This window comes from Vibrio lamellibrachiae, assembly GCF_050337265.1.
In the GTDB taxonomy this organism is placed as follows: domain Bacteria; phylum Pseudomonadota; class Gammaproteobacteria; order Enterobacterales; family Vibrionaceae; genus Vibrio; species Vibrio kyushuensis.
In genome coordinates this window covers 12003-35944 of the sequence record NZ_JAKJSU010000013.1, presented here as the reverse complement: position 1 = coordinate 35944, position 23942 = coordinate 12003, and the positions used below count along the sequence as shown (strand labels likewise).

The following is a 23942-nucleotide window of genomic DNA, read 5'->3' as shown; positions in this document are numbered from 1 at the left end:
ACTGCTAATTCCCTATGCAATACTAAGTTTAGTTCTTGTTTGTTGGAGTTAATGTCTTTAACTAATTAATTGTTAATGTAAAACCTTCAGGGGAGCTACTGCCAATAACAGCGACTTCTGAAATTGGTTCATTTCTGCTTAATCGAGATATGCACTCTTCAGCCAGTTTTGGCATCAATGAGCGGTTAATGATCTGTTCGACTGCACGACCGCCTGTTGTTGGATCACTGTTACGATTGACAACGAACTCAATAAAGCTCTCATCCCAGTTAAAGGTTGCTTGGTACTGTTCTGCGAGTTTTTTCTTAATTCGGTTCAACGAGATTTCAGTGATTTTAGACAGCTCATCATCGTTTAGAGGGTAGTACGGAACAATAGTTGTACGCCCAAGGAACGCAGGCTTGAAGTACTGTTGTAAATCAGGTCTTATCGATTCTAACAACTCCGTGTTGTCGATGCGTTCTTCTGACTTCGCAACAACATCACATATTGCTTGGTCGGCGGCGTTTGATGTCATGATGATTATTGTATTTTTAAAATCGATTGAACGGCCTTCACTGTCTTTGATGCTGCCTTTATCAAAAATTTGATAGAACATATCGTGGACACCAGGGTGTGCCTTTTCCATTTCATCGAGCAGGAGAACAGAATAAGGATTACGGCGGATCGCTTCTGTTAACACGCCACCTTCACCAAAGCCCACATAACCCGCAGGAGAGCCCAGTAGCATTGAGATCTTATGCTCTTCTTTAAACTCCGTCATGTTGATAACGGTAAGGTCATTGCTTCCTCCGTACAGTTGCTCTGCAAGTGCCATGGCGGTTTCAGTTTTACCTACACCACTTGGGCCACACATCAAGAAGACACCAATAGGTTTACGGTTATCGGTTAGTCCGGCGCGAGAGATCCGAATGGCTTTTGCCAGTTCTTGCTTAGCAACATTTTGACCAATAACACGCTTATCAAGCTCTTTTTCCAATGTAAGGAGTTTCGCTATCTCATCACTCATCATGTTTCCTACTGGAATTCCGGTCCAGTTAGCGATGATTTGTGCAATGGTATTGTCATCAACCATGGCATTGACGAGAGGCTCTTCACCTTGAACTTCATTGAGTTGATTTAATAATGACGTTAATGCAGCTTGTTTGTCTGAATCAACGTCACCAGTGAGCTGTTGTTCTGTGATCTCTTGTTGGACAAGCTTAATTTGATCAACTAGAACCACTTCTTTTTCCCAACGCTCTTGATAGGCTGCCAGTGATTGTTCGTTTTCAACGATCAATTTGCCAATTTCAACGATAGCTTCTTCACTATTTCCAAATAGAGCTTGTTCTTTTTCTAGCGCTGCTTTTTCGTTGGATTGATATTTTATCGTTTGCTCTAGGCTTTCGATTACTTCTGGTTTTGCTCCTTGTGTTAGAGCAATTCGTGCACTGGCGGTATCAAGCAAACTGATCGCTTTGTCAGGCAGTTGGCGACTTGGTAGGTAACGAATAGATAAGTGAACAGAGGCTTCGATTGCCGATTCCGCTATAAATGCGCCATGGTGGTTTTGTAGAGAAGCTGCCACGCCACGAAGCATCTGCATAGCATCTTCTGCATTTGGCTCTTCGATTGTCACGATTTGGAATCGACGTGTTAATGCAGGATCTTTTTCGAAGTACTTTTTATATTCTGCCCAAGTAGTTGCCGCAATCGTTTTGAACTCTCCGCGAGCTAGGGCCGGTTTTAGTAGGTTAGCCGCATCATTTTGACCTGCTGCGCCGCCAGCGCCTATAAGAGTATGTGCTTCATCAATGAAAACGATAATAGGCACATCAGAGTTTTTAACTTCATTGATGACATCTTTTAGGCGGTTTTCAAATTCACCTTTTACACTGGCACCTGCTTGTAGCAATCCTAAATCAAGTGAATGAATCTGAACGCCTTGCAGCGCCATAGGTACTTCATCAGCGGCAATTCTCAGTGCTAAACCTTCAACAACAGCTGTTTTACCAACGCCCGGTTCACCAACCATGATTGGATTGTTTTGGCGCTTACGGCAAAGAATATCAATGGCTTTTCGAACTTCGGCATTTCGGCCTGAGATTGGATCTATCTTTCCGTCAATGGCTTGTTGAGTAAGGTTGATTGTGTATTTACTTAACGCATCATTACCCGATGGCGTTGTGTCGACTTGCCCCGCAGCAGCTGAACTGCCGCCAGAAGATGCACGTGCAATAGGGGTTTTACTGATTAAACCTTGCAATGATTCAATCGATATTGCTTCTAATGATTTCAGCTCCAGTGTTTTAACGCCCATTACATTTTGCTGTAACAAAGCCTGTACTAAATGGAGACTGACAATTTCGCCATGACCATAGTTTACTGAAGCAATCATCCACGCATCTTTAACCAATTCAGTTAATGCATGACTTAGCGTTGGTTGTCCTTCACTGCCTTTGGTCAGCAGTGTGATCTTCATGGTGAGTTCTTTAACCAGTTCTTCTTGAGGCACCTTTTGTGAATCAAACAGGTTATTCAAATTACTATCTTTTTGAGATAACAATTGAAGTAACCAGTGCTCAACTTCAATTGCTGGTACTCCTTGGTTCATTGCTGCGCCAGCTGAGGTTTCTAGTGCTTGCTTAAGGTGTGTAGAGAGCTTCCCTACTAGGTTGGTTAAGGTCACTTGTGTCATACTTTCTTCCTTGTACCGAATGGGACTATTCGATTAACTGTTAAGTAAAATATTCACGACTTCAGCAGGGTTACGTTCAGGAGCAAGGCAGGTTGCCTCTCCAAGTCGAGCTGAATTTGCAAAATTGCTAGATAACATTGGTTGGGCTAAATAAGCCCGCTTTACACTTAAATAAATAGAAATTGGTGTGCTATCACGTAGGTAGTGCTGTGATAGTTCACGAATTTGTATAGATAAATTTGTATCGTTTAGCACGTGTCGATACTGGTTTCTGTCTTCCATTAATACAAAAACATCAATTCGATTAAACTGAGCGTTGCATGTTTGACCAAGTAAAAAACCTTGTCCTAAGCGACTATTATAACTTTGGTCAACACCGAGCTTCGTTAACGAGTCGTTTGGTAACTTCTGTCTTACGCTATGACGGGCTTTTACCTTAAAACTATAAGGGAAAAAGTCGCTAAGTATCCGTGTAAGTGTAGGAAGGTGGCGACTGTGCTGATTAAAGAGCGTGCTGTACTGGAAGTACTGCTGATGCTTTGTCGTCAAGTTAGACAATTGATAAAGAAGCTCTGATCGTTTGTGAGAGAGTTCTTTATCAAACAGTTGAGAGCGTTTCATTGTGACGCGATATAAGATTTCATAATGCCGCTGGTTAAACACGTCTAAAAAATCTTTTAATGCATGATCTTCTCTATGTAATGCGGATAGAAGTTCTTCATATAAGTAGTTTGGTATTACGCCTTTTACACCTGCGAGTGCAGGCTTAGTCAACCGAAGCTTCGCGACATTGCTCTTTAATGAGAAATACTGAATTTCATTGGCATCACCAGCAGGCATCACCTCTGCTTTTAGCTCCAACCGAATTTTGTTTGGATGAGCGGAAACAAACTGTGAAAGGTGACGCATCGCCTGCGAAAACTCCCACTGCTGAGGATTGTCTGCAAGATCGTTAATCAATGCCATTGACACCTCATGAAGCCAGTTTTCGTCATAGAGTGTTCTTTTAGCGTGTTATTTGTTATTGCTACAAACATAATTGGCTCCCATGAACTTTTGTGTATTTCTTGACGACACCATCACGGCCAAAGATTCGGATATTCAACTGAATATAACGGTCGAAACTACAAAACTGTTGGAAGAAACGATTGAGTACGTCGCTAAAAACATGAAATGGGGCGTTAGTATCCAGCTCTATATCGATTTCTGTTCCTGGTGAAAAAGTGTTCTTACCCAGAATACGAATAGCGGCGACTTGGGAGTTAAATGTCACGGTACGAATGGTTTGAATATCACTGTCTGACACCTGATTACGACAGCATAGTTGCAGCATTTGCTTTAGTGATTCACTGGCTGTTTCTGAGTGCAGTAATGATGAAAAATTACAGTTAAGCATCCCAATAAACTGCCAATGTAAATTCTGGTCATACTCTCTTGCGATAGGCGCCGAAGGGGGGTAAATAGGGGAGAACTCACCCGGTAAATCAATACTTTCTTTACACTCCATAACACTATCGATACCACAAGCTAGCTTTCCATTAGTACACAATAAACGTGTGCCAAAGAGCTTGCTAAACTCAGAACTAGAGGTATCCCCAATCGATACCATCAGTTTATGTTCACCAAAAGCATCTCGACTGGCTTGCCAATAATCTTGTTGTTTATCTGTGTTGTAACGATTTTTAAATAGTGGAAGTAATGGGATCTCACCGTTAGAAGTGATCTCATAAATATCTTTTATTTCGTAGATTTCTGTAGATTTATTGATGTGCGAATTGGTATTAATTGGTGCCGTTAGTGTTCTTTGGTCATAACGAATGGGTTCACCAACCTCGTCAAAAAGGTTAATCGCTGGGACAACGTTGAGCTTAAAAACGGATACGTTAAATAGTCGCACAAACTCAGAAGGCAAAGAGGACAAAAATAGATTAACGACAACTTCTGAAGAGGCATGATTAGTGAGCGACTTTCCAAATCCTTTTAAACGAAAAAATTGACGCTTCTCTTTAAAGAAAAAATATTCGCTCATTAACTGATACCCAGAAAACTGATTACCGTGTTGAGGAAGGAATGTGAATGAGAGATCGCTGATTCGGTTCTTTAAATTGTTTACTTCAATTGGGGAGTGCTGTTCACAATCAGTATCAGAAATAGAGATAGCACGTGTCTGACTTAGTAACAGCTCAACAAGAGAATCGGCGTTGTTTTCAAAGCCTTGAACAAAAAAGTCGAGATCTTCAATATCTAGGTGACGAAAGTGGACATCCGGATCACCTGTAGATAGCGTTATCTGAATAGCTGCAGAAGACTGTTCAGCACTTTTAGGCCGATTAAAGTTAAATGGCGCACTTAACGCTCGAATATCTGTAATGCTAAAGGGGGTTATTGTCAATTCATCCACAGTTCTAAACTGGCACTCTTGCTCTTTTACATCGCCTGAAAACTGAGACCCTTTAGGTAAAGTGGCGCTTTCAATAGGGCCTTCAATGTCTTCAAGCTTCAAATATGCAATGCTTGGAATCGTTTGTATGTATGACGGAAATAGTACCGCTAACAAACCTTCAACAACTTCAGGGAGCTGTTCTGATAATTGCTTTTCAACAGTGGCATTTAGTAGTGCTACGCCGTCTAATAAACGGGCAATACTAGGGTCTTCAATCTTACCTTGATGTATGTTGAGACTTTCAGCGTGGTTTGGGTGTTTTTCACCAAATTGGCCAAGTGATCGACGAACAAAAGCGAGTTCTTGTTCAAAGTATCGTAGAAGTGGATCACTCATAGCTGTCCTCACTTAAAGAGGTAGATAGATCATTTAGGGCAATTTTTGAATCAAATACCAACTCTGTTTCTCCTTGGCTTGTATTAACTTTTGCTGCAATGTTGAAGGCAAGAGCATTCTCGCTTGCTTTACGCTCAACCAGTTCGACGACAACGTCGTATAAGCGCGGTTCGAACTGAGCCACCCAAGTTTCGATGCGCATGGCAAGTTGAGTCTGGTCAAGGCTTGCGCTTAATAGCTGGATATCCTCAATTCCAAAACGATGGTTGGAACGATTGAGTTCAGTAAAACGATTGTCAATATCAATAAGGGAGGCTTCAGACTCAAGTAACTTAGTTAAGTGATACTTGATATCTTCGACTTCGTTGAAAGCGTTGGACGGATTCTGACTAATGAAACTACGCCATAGACTCATTACGCCACCTCATCTAAATCGGTGGTCAATATTACTTCACCACTGAAATGGTCATATTGATACTGTGGAACAATACGCAATGTGCAGGTGTAATGCCCACCATGAGATTTGGATTCGTTGATTTTGATTTTTGCAAAGCTCAAAGGGTATTTAGCAAGTGTTTCTTCATTAGCAAACGAGACATTACTAGAGAATTTTTCTATCCATTGAGTAAGAAATACTTCACATTCTGCAGCAGTACTAAAGCTACCGATCATTTCTCTAACTTGTACCTTTAGGTAGTGAGCTATACGGCATGACATCAAAGTCGTTTGAATTTGAGTCAGCACTTTTTCATTGTCACTGTCCCCAAACGTCCAGATCGAGTTGTTTCCATTGAAATAGAACTTGTCACATAGAGGACTTTTGGTGAGAGGTATGAATCCTTGTTGGGCATAAAAAGAAGATATCTGACCGAATAACATCACACTCGTAATAGGATTATTTAAATAGTAGCTCGTCGTCGTGATGCTTGGTGTGTTGACAACGGACCCTTGGTATCGGTCATTCCACCGAGATTTGAGAAACCCGAACCAATTTACACGGTGATGTTCTTTCATTATGGTCGCTGCAAACGCAAAAATCGCGTTCCCCCATAATCCATTTCCAGACTCATTAAAAATAAAGCCAGCTTTACAGTTTTTGTAGCTTTCACGCATGCGAATTGAAGGCATAACTAAACCAATAAATCGTGAGCAGGTTTTTTCTTTAAGTTGTTGCCATGCTTGGAAGTCCGGTCCGGAAAGGATTTTTTCTATTCTATTGATGTCCGAGAGCCAGTCTGCTTTTGAACTTACAAAGAAGTTTTCATCTGGGGCTAAGAGAATAGGGCACAGGGTTGCCTCGCCAAGTTTTCCAAGTAGCTCTAGCGTAAAGACATCATCAAAATCGGCATCAAAGTCGATATCCATACTGACAGGGTGAGTAAACAGTAATGTACCAAATGGTTGCCCACCTAGAGTATTCAATTCTTGATTGCCAATGAGGTTATATAAGTGGCTACTTTTGGTGCTGTAAGCTTGATTTACATCAGAAGAGACTTCTTGCCAATTCATGTTAAGCAAGCGAATTTTGGTTCGCTGTTTGTTGACAGGGAGTTGTACTAAGCCTTCAAGACCAAGCCAGCTGCTATTTAAGCTTTCAAACTCTTTGTCATGTAAAATGAGGTTGAGCTGTTCAGATAGTTGCTCGTCAATATTTACTATCAATCGAGTTAGTGCGCTACAGAGCATCTCGGGCTTTTTTAGTATATTTTGATCGAGCTCAGATAGTAAAGACAACGCTTTTTCCATAAAGGCGTTGTCTTTATTATCTAGTTGATTAAAGGTGTTTTGCCAATCTGTATTTAACTGCATACAAATAAGTGGCCGAATTGCTTCGGCCACATCCTTTGATTAACCTGGGATTTTCGCAACCATACGTACAGAGGTTGTTAGCTCTTCAAGCTGTAACCAAGGACGTAAGTGTGCAACTGCTGAGTACGAACCTGGGCGACCAGGTTGCTCAACAACTTCAATGCGAGATTCACACAAAGGTGTTTTCCCACGTTGCTCATTACCAATAGCACCAGAGTTGGTGTATTGATCAATCCACAATTGAAGTTCTCTTTGAATATCAGGTGCTTCTAGGTTTGAACCTAATTTGTCACGGCCCATCATTTTCAAATAGTGAGCGATTCGGCTACTCGCCATGATGTACGGTAAACGTGCTGAAATAGCCGCGTTTGCAGTCGCATCAGGATCAGTAAACGTTTTAGGTTTCTGAGTCGTTTGACCGCCGATAAAGACGCCATAATTGGAGTTTTTATAATGAACGAGGGGCAAGAAACCTAAGTCACTTAACTCTTTTTCACGTTCATCGGTTAGGTTAACTTCAGTCGGACATTGTTGAAGAATGTCACCCGCTTCAGATTTATAAGTCAGGTTAGGGAGGTCTTCGACCTTACCACCATTATCCAAGCCGCGAATCGAAGTACACCAACCTGTTGCTGTATACGCTTGAGTCATTTTAAGACCCAAATCGTACGCTGCATTAGACCAAACTAACTGATCATTCCCGGTTGGTTTCGGGTTACCATCCATATCGGTATTTAGCTCTTCGTACTCAAAGACATCAGTACCCAAGCCTTTTCCGCCATAAGGAAGTCTTGCTAACGTTCTTGGAAGAGTCAGTGTCACATAACGAGCGTCATCACTTTCTCTGAATGAATTCCATGCTGCATAGGCAGGGGAATCAAAACCGGCTGCAACAGGTTTTCCTTCGCTGAACGTTGTAAAGTCATTGAATTCGAACATCTCAGCATTCGCTGAAGCAACGAATGGCGCGTGACAAGCTGCCGCAACTTCACCCATGTATCTTAGTAGTGCGACGTCCTCATCTTTAGCGCTAAATTCGTAGTCACCGATGAATGCACCATAAGGTTCACCACCAGCGGTACCATATTCGCCTTGATAGACGGCATTGAAGAGTGGACTTCTGTCGATTGCAGGCGCATCTTCAAACTGGTCAAGAAGCTCTTCTTGTGTGAAATCGACCATTTTGATTTTTAGGTCTCTTCCAAGCTCACTCTCTTTAACCAATTTTTGGACACCGCGCCATGAACCTTCTAGCTTTTGAAACTCATCTTTTTGCATGACAGCAGAGAGCTGTTTAGATAATTTCTTATCAATTTCACTGATAGCATTTTCAATGGTCTTAGTGACATTCTTATCCCACGTAACCGTTCCTGATAATGCTTGCTCTGCTAGAACAGAAAATAGTTCTTTAGTTGTGTCAGCAGGCGTTTGAGTTGTCGCTTCAATTGCTCTGTCTAAAAAACTTAGTGAACCTTCAGCAGCTTCGGGTTGCGCTTGATTCTCAGTTTCAGTACTCATTATTCTGCTCCCTCACTGTTGATACCAAGCTCGCCTGATAACGCGTTGATTGTGTCTGCACTTTGAAGTACTTCTTTAAGAAGCTTTTCTAAATCACGTGAACGATCTGCTTTTGATAATAGGACTTTAAGTTGGTTACGTGTTTCAACCAGCTTCTTCAAAGGTTCAACTTGGTCAATGATCGCTTCAGGTTCAAAGTCTTTCATTGAGTTAAATTTTAGGTCTGCTGCAAATTCGCTATCGTCATCGGCCAAAACATTATCGACTTTTAATGAAAGCTCTGGACCGACGCGTTTCATTACGTTGTCGAAATTGTCTTTATCAACATTGTAAAATTCACGATCTTCTACATCAGATTTATCTTGTTTATGACCAGAGTAATCTCCAATCACACCGACAACAAAAGGAAGTTCTTTTGTTTCTACTGCGCCGTTAGTCTCAACATCGTAAGTGATACTTACTCGGTTTTTACTGACGCGTTTATGTTGGGAATTTAATGCCACGATAGCGCTCCTTTAATTAGCTAGCTGTAGAAGTGACTTTAGCTTGAGTAGCATCAAAGCCAACTTCAGGGCCTTTATCAATTTTGCCACCTTCACCTTCAATGTAGTAAGCCTTTGAAATTTGGGTGTAAGTTAAGCTGAACGATTCGTTAGGAAGTGAACCGTCTGTCGCTGACATATTGTAGCTAGACATACGAGCAGCACTTAATGTGACGATTAGGTAAGGATCTGCACCAGAACCTTCACGGTTAGGTTTCGTCATGATGACTTCGATTGTTTTACCTTCACCACCTGGTGCGTATAAGAATGTCGTTAAGAATGGGCTCGCACCATCACAAACACGGTTGATGTTAATTTCACCCAGTGCCACCATTCCTTTGTCAGCATTGTTAGCGTTACCTACATCGATACCGACTCCACGTACTGCACTCCAAGACAGGCTATCGATTGCAAAGAAGCCATCTTTGCCACCAATTTTGTCAACTGTTGCAGCACCTTTAGGGTTAGTGCCATCGATTCTCATAAAAATAGAAGCCATTGTTTTCTCCTTTGCGTTATCGCATTTTGGTTACCACTCAAAGCTAGTGACGGTGCCACTATCTTGAGAGGTTTCTGGTCCAGTATTAGTTTGTGTGTTTGTTGGTGTTGCTGTATTCGCAGCAGAATCATTCGCGTTTACGCTTGGATTGTTGCTGCTTAATGAACCCCCGTTGGAAGTAGGGAGCGCATTTGGTGTAAATGTAGAAGGGGAATGGTTGGACACTCCCGCTAAATCTGTTTTCTCTAAATTGTCCATGCCGGTAAGCTGGTTAATATGCTGCAGCATTTGGCTATCTCTGCCCACCATCTCTTCAAGAAGTTCGGGTAAGCTTAAGTAGCCCCAACGGATGGCTCGTTCTAATAAAAAAGAGATTGGGCTATGAGGTTCAGCCTGTTTAAAATAATCGGCGATCTTACGTAATTCATGAAACGCTTGATCTCTGCTAGTCACTGACAAGTTGCCACTATTACCCAATATTTGCCCTGAGTTCGGTGGTTGATGTACATCACTTGTGGTAATGATCGGGTTAGCAGGGAGGCTCTGTGAATCATTGGTTGCTTGAGTCGCTTCACTCGAGCCGGCTTGAGTGGTATGCGCTACTTCATTGAGAGGTGAGGCGTTACCTGTAGATGCCTCGTTCGTTGCTTCCGTTGCGATTGCATAGTTGTCGTCTAGTGGCCAATGACTAAACTTTTCACCAACTAAGTATTTAATAGCATTAATAAAATCAGCGATATTGCTTTTTATGAATTTGAAACTTACAGCACTAACAGCAACTTTTTGGCACTGTTCATTAATGAATTGTTCAGTATTCGAGAGTTGCTGATAGGCATGTGAGAGATTATTTAGAGAGTCAGCAACCTCAGAGGAAAATTGATTCAGAGCGGATTGCTTTATGTCTGAAAGTGTTCCATTTCGCTCTGAAATTAAGTAATCAGAGAATGACACATCTCCAACGAGAGGAAGCATTTGTAGTGGCATAAAGATCGCGGTTGAGTCTGGGCTTTCCCCTATGAGCTGAAGCAGTGGTTTTAAACGAAACTCCGTTACTTCTTTAGCAATAGCTTGTTCATCGGTCGCCTTTCGCTTCTCCTCTGGGAGCAGAGGGTTCATGTCAGCCCAATGCTCTTCAACCAAAGTATTCAGCACTTGCGTAGCAAGAGAAAAGTTTGCAAAAGGTTCGCGAGTAAATAACTGGCTAGTGATGTACCAACCTAAAATTTCGAGATCTTTAGTCTGTTTAGTTAGAGCATCTTGAGTCGATGTTCTTAACGTATCCCAATGTGCATCATTAATTTCGAGAAGTTCTTGGTTACTGGAAGCATCGGGTGTCTCGCTGAGTTGTCGAAAAGATGACTGCGCAGAGTTATAGGCATTTCTTAAACCGCGATATGCGGTTCTGTCCAATTTTAGATATGTACCACAGGGCTTGTCGTCCGAGATCGGTGCCAACAAGCTATTCACATCAACCATACGCATTCCATTGCTTTTTTTTGTAAAGGGGTTAATTATTAAGTTTGTTATTTGTTAATAAATGTAACAGTTTACTAATATCGCTAAGTCTAGGTTTAATTTATTGAAACATCTATTAAAAATAGATTTTAAATCAAAAGTTTGAGCTTCATCTAAGAAATTAAACATAAAGCTGTAGTTATTAGCATTCTTGCACTGAATGTAAAGTTAGCCACCAATCAGTACGGTTGGCATTCCCAAAACGATAGTTCCTCCGTGTGAGGTTGTATCCCCCATTCTAGCGGCTGGCTTATTGGTAATTAAAACGGTTGCACTGCCTTTAATAATCGAATCTGGCGGACCGACACATACACACATGTCGCCCATTGTTGCCGCAGGCATATTTCCAATCAAAACTGTTGGTGCTCCGGGACCAGTGATTGGCCCGCCAACATGAGGAATAGGTGGAACTGCAGGGGTTTGCATTGGACAAACGTGCATGTCCGTCAAGCGAGCGGCTAATGTCATGGTTAGGCATTTCCTTTTGCAATATTGATGGCAGCTTCGATTGCGTTAGCATAGTAACGGTCACTGTGTTGCCACTCAGGAAGAGCAGCAGCATGATTTACAGAACCGGCGACCGCTTTAGAGTAGAGTAGGGCATCAGGCATTACTTGAGGAAGATCGGGACCTACAATGCTTCCTGAGCCATTCCAAAATACCGCTTGGGCCAACCAAGACGGACCACAGTTGACATTTAAACGGTTGGCAAACAGTTCTGCTTTTCTTCTTAGCTCTTCTGATGGTGATTGCGCCCATTGTTTTGCTGTGTTGATGCATTGAATTTGACTAGAGTTCCAATCTTCATTTCTATGTTCTAAGCAGTGTGCGGCCCACCAAATCGCTTCTCTAATAGGCAAGGCATGTGCGAAGAACTGACACAAATCGGTATACTGTTCATGGGTTGTAAGAATATCGATAGTTTCTGAAATTGAACTATCTTCAGTCAATAACGCTAATGCTTCATCTGAAGCTTTAAAGCGTTGGATGACTTGTAAGCCAGTTTTATAAGGGATTTTTTTATAGTTCATTAGTTCACCTTCACTATCGCGCCTTTAAGCTCGCCCATTACGCCGCCGTCAAATGTTCCCTTTAATCCCGATTTAAACTCTGCGCTAAGCTGTCCTTCGGCACTGAGTGTTGTGTCGGCTTTAATGGCAACACTTAGACCTTTAATCGAGTTGGAACTGGTTGCTTCGAGTGCTGTAGTCACCCCTGAAATTTTATTGGCTGATGTCGCCTTACTAGTAACATTCACGCCTTCAAGTGTTAATCCACTGCTTGCTTTGATATCTATGTTGGTGGCTTCTATAGAGATAGCTGAAGATGTCATTGATATCTTGCTAGAGCCCACAACGAGATCAAGAGAGTCACTTGCTTCGAGTGTTATTGATTTAGCCTTCTCAGACAGGGCTTTTGTTACTTCAAGAGTATAATTATCTTCAGTGGTAACAGTGACTTGTTTGGTAACCGTTTGGGCGAGTTCACCTTTAATTGTTTCCGTTTGATTCTCTTCAACTTCATAAGTTAAATCTTTGGCGGCATGCATGTAGACCAATTCGTTGTCTTTCTTATCATCAAAATAGAGCTCATTGGCTAGCCCTTCAAGCTGGGTTTTTATACCTGACTTTGTGGTGTTTTCTTCTTTGTATGGGGGGCTGTTTTTACTGTTATATACACTACCAGTAATGATTGGTTGGTCGGGGTCACCATCAATAAACGACACTAATACTTCGTGACCCACTCTAGGAACAAATTGACTACCATATCCTGACCCAGCGAGCATCTGTGCAACTCGGACATAACAACTGGTTTTATCACCACTTGTTTCTGTATCCCAATGAAACTGAATCCTTACGCGGCCTTGATCGTCTTGATTAATTTCACCAGCGGTCGAACCTGCTACAAGCGCACTTTGAAGGCCAAGAATCTTCTTCTTACTAATTGGTGTAGGGTAGTGAGGTGTATCTTTTGCAATGAGGGTCGCAGAAGAGGTTACTTCATCTTGTGAATAGTAAGTGTCGAGTGAAATAACACTATACTCACCAAGAAGAGACGAATCCAAATGGCTATTTAGACTAAACCAACTGCCTAGTTCAAAACTATCATGATCAGCAAGCATTTCGACCAACTGGAAGTTCTGTTCAATTTGCTCTATTCGCCTTTTAGCAAGGTTACTGGCGAGATCGGTTTTATCTCCAAGAATTCCCAGTGGAGGGTATTGGACTGAGGTTAGCTTAGTGTTGTTCGCTATCGTATGACTTGATTTTGTTGCCTTACTAGTGACGAGCTTAGTCTGACTATCGTCATAAGCTGTTAATTCGATACTGGCACCATGAAATTGAGACGTTGGCTGCCAAAGTTTAATTAAAGGGTTACTACCAGTCGGTGTTTCAACCATATCGAATTTACTAATGCTTGCTTGTTCAAATGGTGTTTGAGCATCTTGAATAGCTAACGTGTGGCCTGAACTTGAGTAGGTGAAGTAATAGTGAAGACCCTCTTCAGCTAATAGTCGAGTTACAAAATCGAAGTCAGATTCATCGTATTGAAGGCAATACTCTCTTTTGGTATTGGGTAAACTGCCAAACTTAACGTCACTACTGAATCCAGATTGTGAAAAAACATCAGAAACAATATCTTTTGTAGATTGATTTTGATAGACCCGAAAGTTATGCGTATGTTTTAGAAGCCAGAACCAAGGTCTCAAGATGATTTGGTAAGAAGAGTACTGTAGCTTGTCATCCATTCCAATATGCTGGATGTGGGTAATGACGCCATTAACAACTTTGGTCAGTTTCAAGCTACCAGACTGGCTAACATAATGGTTAACCGTGAGGTTTTGACCCAGCTGGCTATCGACGGTAAACGATTTAGACACCAACGTTATCGATATTTTAAATGGATCAGACAGTGCTTCTTCTATTTTACTCGTCGTAATAACGTGTTCTTGTCCTTTGTAGTCAACGGCAGAAATTGAGCTTGCCGAAGCACTGAATTGTTCAGCCATGATCTTTCCTTAATCCTGATTTTACCCGTACAAAAGAGATGTTAACGACAATGTAGTGAATGTGTTGTTTGTTAATAGTTCATTAAAAACATGGTGTTTGCAAGTAAAGACTGGTACGAGCTTTCGATTGTTTCATCGATAAACAACTAAGTCTGACTGTTAATTGTGCATATATTGTTTGTAATTTATGCGCGCCTTATGTTGGGTGTGTGGAGTGGGTTAAATAGCATTCTGTCTTGTAAATGATATACACCTAACTTATTTGGTTTTTGTATGACTGTTGACTGAGCCAATTTAGAGATTACTATGATGGTAGTTGAATAGCCAAAGAGTGCTTAAGCGCCGCTGTTATTCAAGCCGACACCATGGAGGGTCAAGAAATGAAATCGTCACAACATCAGGCTAGAAAGTATTCAATTCGGTTTACTGTTGGGAGCATGTTTATACTCGCAACATTATTAACGTCATTTTTTGCTATTACTATTCAATATCATTTTTCCCGACAAATGTCAGAAGAGCTTGTGCTATCGAAACTCTCGATGACGTCGACTCAGGTTAGTGAGCATATTCAAAAGATCGATTCCAGTGCTTCTAATGTTGCTCGATTATTGAAAAATATTTCATTGGTCACTGAATATCAGTTCAGTGAAGAGGAAGTGACGACGATTTTTACACAAGCGCTTATAGATAACCCAATGTTTTATAGTATTTACTGGGGTAACAGCAGTGACGATTTTTTCCAGATTATCAATCTAGATTCTTCGCCGGTCGTACGCGAGAAAATTAATGCCGCAGAATCAGACCGTTGGGTCATCATTCGTGTAGGAGGGTCTAAACAGAACCGGATAAGGAAAACGTATTATTACACGAACGACTTTGTTGAGACTAATGTTGTAATTGAAAGTAGCAATTACTATCCAACCCAAAGACCGTGGTATGACGAGGCTTCGACAGTAGAGGTATTTAAAACCGAACCTTATCTGTTTCAACATCTAAAAATTGCCGGTCAAACCTATGCTGTTAAAACGCTTAATGCCGTGATTGGTATTGATATTGTGTTGTCGTCGGTCAGTGAGCTTATCTCTCCTACAGCGCTTGGTTTAACGAACTCTACGGGGGTTGAATCATTTATATTCAATCCACATGGTGAAATTATTGCTTCCAGCGTAGCGCTAAAAGAGGTTGTTGAAATTCCATCCTCACAACCACTCAAGTTAGATAACACTAATAAAGCAATATTAAAAAATGCACGCTCACTACTAGTCTCTAACCAAAGTAATTGGGGGCCTTTGGATTACGCATATGCAGGGCAACCGAAAGGCTACTTAGTGGATCTGTTGAAAATAGTTAGTGAAATGACGGGTCTTCAGTTTGAATACGTAAACGGATTCAGTTGGTTGGAGTTAGTTGATAAGTATCATCAAGGAGAGTTAGATATTCTACAGTCAGTCCCCATGATTGATCGCAATGACGAGATTCTCAGCGTTCCACTGTTATCTGTCCCATTAGGCGTGGCTTCTTTAGAGGCCAAAGATGAAACAACAGACAAAAAGTTATTGGATCTACCGGTTGCGGTTGTTGAGGGGCGCAATACAGACACGCTATTAAACCAAGGGCTAGAAACAAAGTTTCATTATGCTAGTAGTATTGACGAGGCAATGAACTTGTTAGAGCAGGGCAAAGTAGCTTCAGTGATTGATGTTTTTTCTGTCCTGCAAAAGTATAAAGTTGAGCACTATTTAAATGATATTCATGTGACTCAATTTGAATCAGGTCGGCCCTACAACTATTACCTCACCATGAAAAACAGCGATCGTCAGCTCTCTAATCTTATAGACCTTGCTATTAGTAACGTGACAAAAGAGCAACGACAAGCATTGGATAACAAATGGTTAAATAGACAAAATATTACCGATACATTTGTACCTTACGCAGAAGTTGTAGATTTGACACAAAAACCATCGATGCAAAATCAAATGATCGAGCACAACATTAATGGTGAAAACAAATATGTATATATCACAGCAATAGGGGACTCTATCGCAGCGAATGAGTACTTTGCTGTTGTTGTTCCTGAGCAGGTTATATTTGAAAAAGTAATTCCGAAGGTACTTGTTACCCTTGGCATGAGTGTAATGGTCCTACTTGGTGTCCTGCCTTTAGCTTGGGTATTTGGAAATCCAATAGTTAAACCGGTTGGATTACTAACGAAAGAAACAAGAAAGGTCTCTTTGCGTCAGTTCGACAAAGTTCATCACGTTCAATCTCGAATTAAAGAGGTATCAGAACTTTCTGATTCAATGGTAGAGATGGTTGAAGAAATTAAAAACCATCAGAAATCTCAAGAAGAGTTGGTTGAAGCATTTATTCGATTAATTGCTCAAGCTATCGATGAAAAATCTCCTTATACCGCAGGTCACTGTAATCGAGTGCCTGAGATTGGAATGCTATTAGCCACGGCGGCAGAAAATGCCCAATACGGTAAGTTTAAAAATTTCAAATTTTCCAACGACCATGAGCGAAGAGAGTTCCAAATAGCGGCATGGCTGCACGATTGTGGCAAGATCACGACGCCTGAACATATCGTTGATAAGGGCACTAAACTTGAAGCAAATTACAATCGGATCCATGAGATCAGAACTCGATTTGAAGTTCTCTTACGTGACGCTGAAATTAGCCATTTAAAGCGCGTATATATTGAAGGTGTAAGCGAAGCGCTGTCGAAAGAGCAACTAGTAGTAAGTAAACAACAGCTTAAGGAAGAGTTCGAATTTATTGCTAACTCAAATGTTGGTGGTGAATATATGGCAGACTCTAAACTAGAGCGTATTCAGGATATTGCGAAGCGAACCTGGCAACGTAACTTTGATGACTCTTTAGGGCTCTCGCCTTTTGAAGAATTGGCGAGGGATGAAGAATTCTTCAAACAAAGTTTACCTGTCACTGAACAACTGCTTAGTGATAAACAAGAGCACATTATTAAACGCATTCGTCCGCTGGAGTTTGATCCCAAGTTAGGTATTAAGCTTAACATTCCTAAGAATCAATATAACTTGGGTGAGGTTTATAACTTGTCGGTAAGAGCGGGCACGTTAACGGCTGAAGATAGATTCAAAATCAATGAGCATATGACGAGTGGTATAAAAATGCTCAATAACATCCCATTCCCACCAGAATTAAGTCGCGTCCCTCGCTATGCTTCAACACACCATGAAACCCTTAAAGGCACGGGCTACCCACGACAGTTAACCAAAGATCAACTGTCTATACCGGAAAGAATCTTGTCTATAGCAGATGTATTTGAGGCTCTGACCGCAGCTGATAGGCCTTATAAAAAGGCCAAACCCGTGAGTGTAGCTATAGATATAATGTACAAAATGGCAATGGATGAGCATTTAGATATCGATCTGTTCATATTGTTTTTGGAAAGTGGTGTCTACATGGAATATGCCAAACGTTATCTACCAGAAGCTCAAATTGATAACGTAGACGTTCAAAAATACCAGCCATCAGAATCTGTGAATAAACAAAAGGTAACCAAAGGTCAGGCAGAGCCTGCTTAGCTAAAGCTTATAAAGATTCGTGAGGGCAGTTTCGCCCTCACATCTTCTTGCCAACATAGTCTAATTATCTTCTCTACGGCTTACACTTCTTCCTCGCAAACTGTCGACACTTCACTAGATGTTGAATTCTTGCATCCTTTTTCATCTATTTCTCGTATTGGTATGGGTTATTCTCTTATCTAGTTGTTTTGTATGTATTAATTTTAAATTATTTAGCTGTTTTACCTAAGGTCGAAATAACACGATTAATTATACCTTAGTCTAAATTGTCGACAATCCACTTGATTAACCGTCTTCTTATGGTCTATTTTATAATCAGGTTGTTAGATTGTTGACACTTAATCACTGTCAGGATTATTAAGCGAGTGTTTAGGATATGGTTACGACGAGTACTGAAGGTTTTGTTCGTGTGAGTGAAAAAGAGAATACAAAATCAGAAAGTCTTACCGAGTACTTGATTGAAGCCATTGTTGGTGGCGACATAGGGCCTGGTTGCAAAATATCTGAGCCGGAACTGGCCAAACGTTTTGAGGTAAGCCGTGGTCCTCTCAGAGAAGCGATTATGAGAGTGGAAGCTTTAGGTCTCATTGAGCGAATTCCCCATGTCGGCGCCAGAGTTATTACCTTTTCAGAAGAGAAGCTGTTAGAGCTCTATGAGGTAAGAGAGTCACTTGAGGGGATGGCAGCAAGGTTGGCTGCAAGACACATAACGGAAGATGAACTCATCAAATTAGAAGAGGTGCTATCAACTCATTCTAAGCATATCGATCAAGTGTCAGGGGCATCGTATTTTCATCAACACGGTGATTTCGACTTTCACTATCGCATTATTAAAGCCAGCCGAAACAGTAAGTTGATCTCACTGCTTTGTGACGAACTTTATCACTTGTTGCGAATGTATCGTTATCAATCGCCAAGAGCTCAATCAAGGCCAATCGAGGCGCTTGAAGAGCACAAATATATATTGCAGGCCATTCATAATCGAGATGAAGAGTTGGCCGAGATGTTGATGAGAAGACACATTTCAGGAAGCAGAATGCTGATTGAAAAACAGATTCAGTTAACAGCGAATTAATTGCTAAATAACGAGTTAATAGGGAGCTAGAGAATGAAAAATTCACCAGGGACGAAGTTTAGGCTTGCCGTAGCAAACAATGATCCTTTACAGATAGTTGGAACGGTAAACCCTTACTGCGCAATGATGGCAAAAAATGCAGGCCATCAAGCGATCTATTTGTCAGGAGGTGGAATTGCAAACGCTTCTTACGGATTGCCAGATCTGGGTATCACAACACTGAACGATGTTTTGGTCGATGTGGAGCGCGTGACTAATGCATGTGACTTACCACTACTTGTGGATATTGATACCGGCTTTGGCGGGGCGTTTAATATTTCACGCACAATAAAGTCGATGGAAAAAGCAGGTGCAGCCGCCATTCACATGGAAGACCAAGTTGCACAAAAGCGATGTGGTCATCGTCCAAATAAAGCCATTGTTAGCCAGCAAGAGATGGTAGACCGAATCAAAGCGGCAACCGACGCTCGTGTTGATCCAAGCTTTGTCATTATGGCGCGTACGGACGCTCTAGCCGTTGAAGGTATTGACAGTGCGATAGAACGCGCAATCGCCTGTGTAGAAGCCGGAGCCGATATGATATTTCCAGAAGCGATGAGTGAATTAGAACAGTATGTCCAATTCTCATCAGCTTTGAAATCGGCAACCGGAAAGCACGTGCCTATCCTAGCCAACATCACTGAATTTGGTCAAACCCCACTCTATAATTGTGAAGAATTATCCCGATCAAATGTGGATATGGTGCTCTATCCATTAAGTGCATTTAGAGCGATGAATAAAGCGGCTGAGATGGTTTATACCCATTTGTTGGCGGAAGGTAATCAGGAAGCATTAATCGATTCAATGCAGACACGGAAAGAGCTTTATCAACATCTGAATTACCACGACTATGAAAACAAACTAGACCAACTGTTTTCAGGAAAAGAATAAATTTAACCTAATCCAATAACGTGAAACCGTTAGCTTGCAAGAATGTACCGAAGAGTACTTATTTAGCTAAGCATACTTGCTAAAAACGGGCGAGCTAACCCAGAAAAGGAGTTCAATATGTCTTCATCAGCGGATAAAAAAGCAGCAATAGGTGGCGCAGGGCTAAGAGGTCAAAGTGCAGGAACCACTGCGTTATGTACTGTAGGCCAAACGGGTACAGGGTTAACCTACCGAGGTTATGACATAACCGATTTAGCAAATAATGCTGAGTTCGAAGAAGTCGCTCATTTATTGTTACGAGGTCACTTGCCGAACCAAAAAGAGCTTGATGATTACAAAACCCTTCTTATTAGTCTAAGAGGTCTATCTGAACCGCTTAAACAGGCGTTAGAGTTATTACCCGCGACCGCACACCCAATGGATGTTATGAGAACTGGCTGTTCTGTATTGGGTAATCTAGAGCAGGAGATGGATTTTTCTGAGCAGCAACCTGCGACAGAGCGCATGCTTGCATTATTTCCTGCCATCATCTGTTACTGGTACCGTTTTAGCCATGACGGTGTACGAATTGAGACTAAAAATGAGAGTGAAGGGTGCATTGGTGGTTACTTTCTGAAGATGTTAACGGACAAATCACCGAGCGAACTGCACAAAAAGGTCATGCACTGTTCCCTTATTTTATATGCTGAACATGAATTCAACGCATCGACATTTTCCGGTCGTGTGTGTGCTTCCACCTTATCTGATATTCACTCTTGCGTTACCGCTGCTATCGGTACATTACGTGGACCGTTACATGGTGGTGCAAATGAAGCTGCAATGGCGATGATAAAAGATTGGAAAACGGCCGACGAAGCCGAAGAAAATATCATGAAAATGTTGGCGAACAAAGACAAAATAATGGGTTTTGGGCACGCTGTTTATAGAGAATGTGACCCTCGAAACGCGCTGATAAAACGCTGGTCAAAAGAGCTATCTGAGGCTGCCGGTGATACACAACTGTATGTAGTTTCTGAGCGTGTTGAATCGGTAATGAAAAGAGAGAAAGGTTTATTCTGTAACGCTGATTTCTTTCATGCATCCGCTTATCATTTCATGGGCATACCGACTAAATTATTTACACCGATATTCGTCATGAGCCGACTAACGGGTTGGGCTGCGCACATCTATGAACAGAGAGCGAACAATCGAATCATACGTCCAAGCGCTGATTACGATGGCCCTGAACATCAAGACTGGCTGCCAATTGGTCAGCGTCGTTAGCTGATTAACCGTCGCTAGGAAAAAGTCGCTAGTTAAATTAGGCCAATGTACAGCAGGTACAAACAGAACTTAACTTCACTTAAATAAGAAAGCTGGGTTCTGTTTGACGGATGTAAATCAATTTATGGACGAATGTTATGCCAGACTCAAACGCTATGGTAAATCAACGTTATCGTAAGCCGCTCCCCAATACAGATCTTGATTATTTTGATGTACGAGAAGCGGTCAACTCAATCTCTTCAGGGGCGTATGAGAAACTCCCTTATACGTCTCGAATTCTTGCAGAGCAGTTAGTAAGACGCTGTGAACCAAACACACTAAACGACAGCTTGAATCAACTAATAGAACGAAAGTCTGATTTGGACTTTCCTTGGTATCCGGCAAGAGTCGTGTGTCACGATATTCTTGGTCAAACCGCGCTTGTTGATCTTGCAGGGCTACGAGACGCAATTGCCGATCAAGGTGGCAACCCCGCCAAAGTGAACCCTGTTGTAGAGACGCAGCTAATTGTCGACCATTCGTTAGCGGTTGAACACTCGGGCTTTGACACTGATGCGTTTGCAAAAAACCGAAGTATCGAAGAGAGACGAAACGAAGACCGTTTTCACTTTATTGAATGGTGTAAGACTGCGTTTGAAAATGTCAGTGTGATTCCTGCAGGTAACGGAATCATGCACCAGATTAATCTAGAGAAAATGTCTCCGGTTGTTCAAGCTAAAGACGGAATTGCCTTTCCTGATACTTGCGTAGGAACAGATAGTCATACCCCACACGTGGACGCTTTAGGCGTGCTGGCAATTGGCGTAGGCGGTCTAGAAGCTGAGACCGTAATGTTAGGACGACCATCAATGATGCGCTTGCCCGATATTGTGGGTGTTAAGTTAACGGGTCAACGCGCACCGGGTATTACTGCAACAGACATAGTGCTAGCAATTACAGAGTATTTAAGGGGTAACGATGTTGTTTCAAGTTACTTAGAATTTTTTGGTGATGGTGCGCGTGATCTTTCCATCGGCGACCGAGCGACCATTTCGAATATGACTCCGGAGTATGGCGCAACTGCTGGGATGTTTTATATCGATGAACAAACAATAAAATACTTAACACTCACGGGACGAAAGCCTGAACAGGTCGCTTTAGTTGAGCAGTACGCAAAGCTGAATGGTTTGTGGGCAGATGACCTTAAAACAGCGGAGTATAAGCGAGTTTTAGAGTTCGATTTATCAACAGTTCAGAGAAACATGGCAGGCCCATCGAACCCGCACCGACGTTTACCTACGTCTGAATTAGTCGAGCGTGGTATTGCCAGCAACGAGCAAGATCTTCAAAACGAAACAAATCCTGACCAAATGCCGGATGGAGCTGTAATTATTGCAGCAATTACATCGTGTACCAATACCAGTAACCCGCGAAATGTTGTCGCGGCGGCTCTTATGGCAAAAAAGGCCAATCAATTAGGCCTCGTTCGTAAACCTTGGGTCAAAACGTCATTTGCTCCTGGGTCTAAGGTAGCCAAGCTGTATCTTGAGGAAGCAGGGCTATTATCTGAGATGGAAACGCTAGGGTTTGGCATTGTTGGTTATGCATGTACAACCTGTAATGGCATGAGTGGAAAGTTAGATAGCAATATTCAGCAAGAGATCATCGAGCGGGATTTGTATACAACCGCAGTTCTATCAGGTAATCGAAATTTTGATGGCCGAATTCATCCTTATGCGAAACAAGCATTTTTGGCATCACCACCCTTGGTCGTTGCTTATGCATTAGCGGGTACGATTCGCTTTGATATTGAAAATGAGAGCTTGGGTACTGACAGTAATGGCAAGAAGATCTATCTAAGCGACTTATGGCCAAGTGATGAAGACATAGATGCAATTGTTAATCGCCACGTGAAGCCGTCGCAGTTTAACCAAGTGTATATTCAAATGTTCAAGTTAGATGATCAAGAAAAGAACAACAACCCACTTTATGACTGGCGTGAAAAGAGCACGTATATTCGTCGTCCACCATATTGGGAAGGTGCACTCGCAGGGGAAAGGACTCTAAGCCAAATGAGGCCACTTGCCATTCTAGGTGACAACATTACGACTGATCACCTGTCGCCTTCCAACGCAATTCTCGCATCGAGTGCGGCAGGGGAATACCTAGCCAAAATGGACGTGCCGGAAGAGGACTTTAACTCATACGCAACGCATAGGGGCGATCATCTCACTGCTCAACGAGCGACGTTTGCTAACCCAAAACTTTTTAATGAAATGGTGAAAGAGAATGACCGTGTCGTACAAGGGTCATTAGCGCGAGTGGAACCAGAAGGTAAGGTCACTCGAATGTGGGAAGCTATAGAAACCTATATGGAACGCAAGCAACCACTGATTATTATCGCCGGGGCTGATTACGGGCAAGGGTCATCACGAGACTGGGCAGCCAAAGGCGTTCGACTTGCTGGTGTCGAGGTGATCGTTGCTGAAGGATTTGAACGAATTCACCGAACGAACTTAGTTGGTATGGGCGTATTGCCGCTGCAATTTAAGAACGGTGACAATCGGAATACTCTGAAACTGATGGGTACAGAGCAATATGATGTTGTGGGTGATATTGAGTCAGGGGTTGATTTGGCGTTAGTTATTACTCGTGATAATGGGGAAAAACTCAGTGCAGAAGTCACTTGTCGATTAGACACCGAAGACGAAGTCCGTGTTTATCAAGCGGGCGGAGTTCTGCAGCGATTTGCAATTGATTTTCTAGCGCAATAGGAGAAG

At 42.0% G+C, this 23942-nt stretch carries 17 protein-coding genes; 5 read left to right on the top strand and 12 right to left on the bottom strand.

Annotation, left to right across the window (positions count from 1 at the left end; genetic code table 11):
- Nucleotides 1–61: 61 nt before the first annotated feature.
- The 12 genes from tssH to L4C54_RS20010 all read right to left on the bottom strand — a co-directional run bounded on the left by tssH (nt 62) and on the right by L4C54_RS20010 (nt 14352).
- Nucleotides 62–2680 carry a type VI secretion system ATPase TssH gene (gene tssH, locus L4C54_RS20065; protein ID WP_428809549.1) on the bottom strand — a complete coding sequence of 873 codons (2619 nt, stop codon included), beginning with the start codon at nt 2678–2680 and terminating at the stop codon, nt 62–64.
- Between the two features lie 33 nt (nt 2681–2713).
- Nucleotides 2714–3646, bottom strand: a complete 933-nt coding sequence (locus L4C54_RS20060) for a type VI secretion system baseplate subunit TssG (protein WP_428809548.1) — start codon at nt 3644–3646, stop codon at nt 2714–2716.
- Between the two features lie 61 nt (nt 3647–3707).
- Complete coding sequence (gene tssF / locus L4C54_RS20055; RefSeq protein ID WP_428809547.1) at nt 3708–5459, bottom strand: type VI secretion system baseplate subunit TssF; 1752 nt, start codon at nt 5457–5459, stop codon at nt 3708–3710.
- Nucleotides 5452–5874: a type VI secretion system baseplate subunit TssE gene (gene tssE, locus L4C54_RS20050; protein ID WP_428803403.1), complete on the bottom strand. Its 423-nt coding sequence runs from the start codon at nt 5872–5874 to the stop codon at nt 5452–5454. Before tssE ends, tssF begins: the two co-directional genes overlap by 8 nt.
- A complete protein-coding gene (locus L4C54_RS20045; protein WP_428809546.1) occupies nt 5874–7268 on the bottom strand; it encodes a type VI secretion system contractile sheath domain-containing protein in 1395 nt (464 codons plus the stop codon). The genes tssE and L4C54_RS20045 overlap by 1 nt, the downstream gene beginning before the upstream one ends.
- A 39-nt stretch (nt 7269–7307) precedes the next feature.
- Nucleotides 7308–8786, bottom strand: a complete 1479-nt coding sequence (gene tssC / locus L4C54_RS20040; RefSeq protein ID WP_428803405.1) for a type VI secretion system contractile sheath large subunit — start codon at nt 8784–8786, stop codon at nt 7308–7310.
- The gene (gene tssB, locus L4C54_RS20035; RefSeq protein ID WP_428803406.1) at nt 8786–9289 is read right to left on the bottom strand and encodes a type VI secretion system contractile sheath small subunit; all 504 of its coding nucleotides are present in this window, start codon (nt 9287–9289) and stop codon (nt 8786–8788) included. The genes tssC and tssB overlap by 1 nt, the downstream gene beginning before the upstream one ends.
- A gap of 16 nt (nt 9290–9305) precedes the next feature.
- Nucleotides 9306–9827: a type VI secretion system tube protein Hcp gene (locus tag L4C54_RS20030; protein ID WP_248010241.1), complete on the bottom strand. Its 522-nt coding sequence runs from the start codon at nt 9825–9827 to the stop codon at nt 9306–9308.
- Nucleotides 9828–9857: 30 nt separating this feature from the next.
- Nucleotides 9858–11303, bottom strand: a complete 1446-nt coding sequence (locus tag L4C54_RS20025; RefSeq protein ID WP_428809545.1) for a type VI secretion system protein TssA — start codon at nt 11301–11303, stop codon at nt 9858–9860.
- Between the two features lie 207 nt (nt 11304–11510).
- Entirely contained in the window at nt 11511–11810 is a 300-nt protein-coding gene (locus L4C54_RS20020) for a PAAR domain-containing protein (RefSeq protein ID WP_428803408.1), read from the bottom strand.
- A 2-nt stretch (nt 11811–11812) separates the two neighbouring features.
- Nucleotides 11813–12373 carry a DUF6931 family protein gene (locus L4C54_RS20015; RefSeq protein WP_428809544.1) on the bottom strand — a complete coding sequence of 187 codons (561 nt, stop codon included), beginning with the start codon at nt 12371–12373 and terminating at the stop codon, nt 11813–11815.
- Nucleotides 12373–14352: a type VI secretion system Vgr family protein gene (locus L4C54_RS20010; RefSeq protein ID WP_428809543.1), complete on the bottom strand. Its 1980-nt coding sequence runs from the start codon at nt 14350–14352 to the stop codon at nt 12373–12375. The genes L4C54_RS20015 and L4C54_RS20010 overlap by 1 nt, the downstream gene beginning before the upstream one ends.
- Nucleotides 14353–14732: 380 nt before the next feature.
- Between L4C54_RS20010 and L4C54_RS20005 the strand changes: the two genes are divergently transcribed.
- From L4C54_RS20005 to acnD, 5 genes are all read left to right on the top strand, one after another.
- Complete coding sequence (locus tag L4C54_RS20005) at nt 14733–17915, top strand: HD domain-containing phosphohydrolase (RefSeq protein ID WP_428809542.1); 3183 nt, start codon at nt 14733–14735, stop codon at nt 17913–17915.
- Nucleotides 17916–18291: 376 nt separating this feature from the next.
- Nucleotides 18292–18990 (top strand): GntR family transcriptional regulator, encoded by a 699-nt coding sequence (locus L4C54_RS20000; protein ID WP_428809541.1) that lies wholly within the window; start codon nt 18292–18294, stop codon nt 18988–18990.
- 33 nt (nt 18991–19023) lie between these two features.
- Nucleotides 19024–19920 carry a methylisocitrate lyase gene (gene prpB / locus L4C54_RS19995; protein ID WP_428809540.1) on the top strand — a complete coding sequence of 299 codons (897 nt, stop codon included), beginning with the start codon at nt 19024–19026 and terminating at the stop codon, nt 19918–19920.
- A 117-nt stretch (nt 19921–20037) separates the two neighbouring features.
- Nucleotides 20038–21183: a bifunctional 2-methylcitrate synthase/citrate synthase gene (prpC, locus tag L4C54_RS19990; protein WP_428809539.1), complete on the top strand. Its 1146-nt coding sequence runs from the start codon at nt 20038–20040 to the stop codon at nt 21181–21183.
- Nucleotides 21184–21320: 137 nt separating this feature from the next.
- Nucleotides 21321–23936: a Fe/S-dependent 2-methylisocitrate dehydratase AcnD gene (acnD, locus tag L4C54_RS19985; RefSeq protein ID WP_428809538.1), complete on the top strand. Its 2616-nt coding sequence runs from the start codon at nt 21321–21323 to the stop codon at nt 23934–23936.
- Nucleotides 23937–23942 lie beyond the last annotated feature (6 nt).

Coding starts and splice junctions, on each gene's coding strand:
- acnD (WP_428809538.1), top strand. CDS start 21,321: ATGCCAGACTCAAACGCTATGGTAAATCAACGTTATCGTAAGCCGCTC.
- L4C54_RS20025 (WP_428809545.1), bottom strand. CDS start 11,303: ATGGTTGATGTGAATAGCTTGTTGGCACCGATCTCGGACGACAAGCCC.
- prpC (WP_428809539.1), top strand. CDS start 20,038: ATGTCTTCATCAGCGGATAAAAAAGCAGCAATAGGTGGCGCAGGGCTA.
- tssC (WP_428803405.1), bottom strand. CDS start 8,786: ATGAGTACTGAAACTGAGAATCAAGCGCAACCCGAAGCTGCTGAAGGT.
- L4C54_RS20045 (WP_428809546.1), bottom strand. CDS start 7,268: ATGCAGTTAAATACAGATTGGCAAAACACCTTTAATCAACTAGATAAT.
- L4C54_RS20005 (WP_428809542.1), top strand. CDS start 14,733: ATGAAATCGTCACAACATCAGGCTAGAAAGTATTCAATTCGGTTTACT.
- tssF (WP_428809547.1), bottom strand. CDS start 5,459: ATGAGTGATCCACTTCTACGATACTTTGAACAAGAACTCGCTTTTGTT.
- L4C54_RS20020 (WP_428803408.1), bottom strand. CDS start 11,810: ATGACATTAGCCGCTCGCTTGACGGACATGCACGTTTGTCCAATGCAA.
- L4C54_RS20030 (WP_248010241.1), bottom strand. CDS start 9,827: ATGGCTTCTATTTTTATGAGAATCGATGGCACTAACCCTAAAGGTGCT.
- L4C54_RS20000 (WP_428809541.1), top strand. CDS start 18,292: ATGGTTACGACGAGTACTGAAGGTTTTGTTCGTGTGAGTGAAAAAGAG.
- L4C54_RS20015 (WP_428809544.1), bottom strand. CDS start 12,373: ATGAACTATAAAAAAATCCCTTATAAAACTGGCTTACAAGTCATCCAA.
- tssH (WP_428809549.1), bottom strand. CDS start 2,680: ATGACACAAGTGACCTTAACCAACCTAGTAGGGAAGCTCTCTACACAC.
- L4C54_RS20010 (WP_428809543.1), bottom strand. CDS start 14,352: ATGGCTGAACAATTCAGTGCTTCGGCAAGCTCAATTTCTGCCGTTGAC.
- prpB (WP_428809540.1), top strand. CDS start 19,024: ATGAAAAATTCACCAGGGACGAAGTTTAGGCTTGCCGTAGCAAACAAT.
- L4C54_RS20060 (WP_428809548.1), bottom strand. CDS start 3,646: ATGGCATTGATTAACGATCTTGCAGACAATCCTCAGCAGTGGGAGTTT.
- tssE (WP_428803403.1), bottom strand. CDS start 5,874: ATGAGTCTATGGCGTAGTTTCATTAGTCAGAATCCGTCCAACGCTTTC.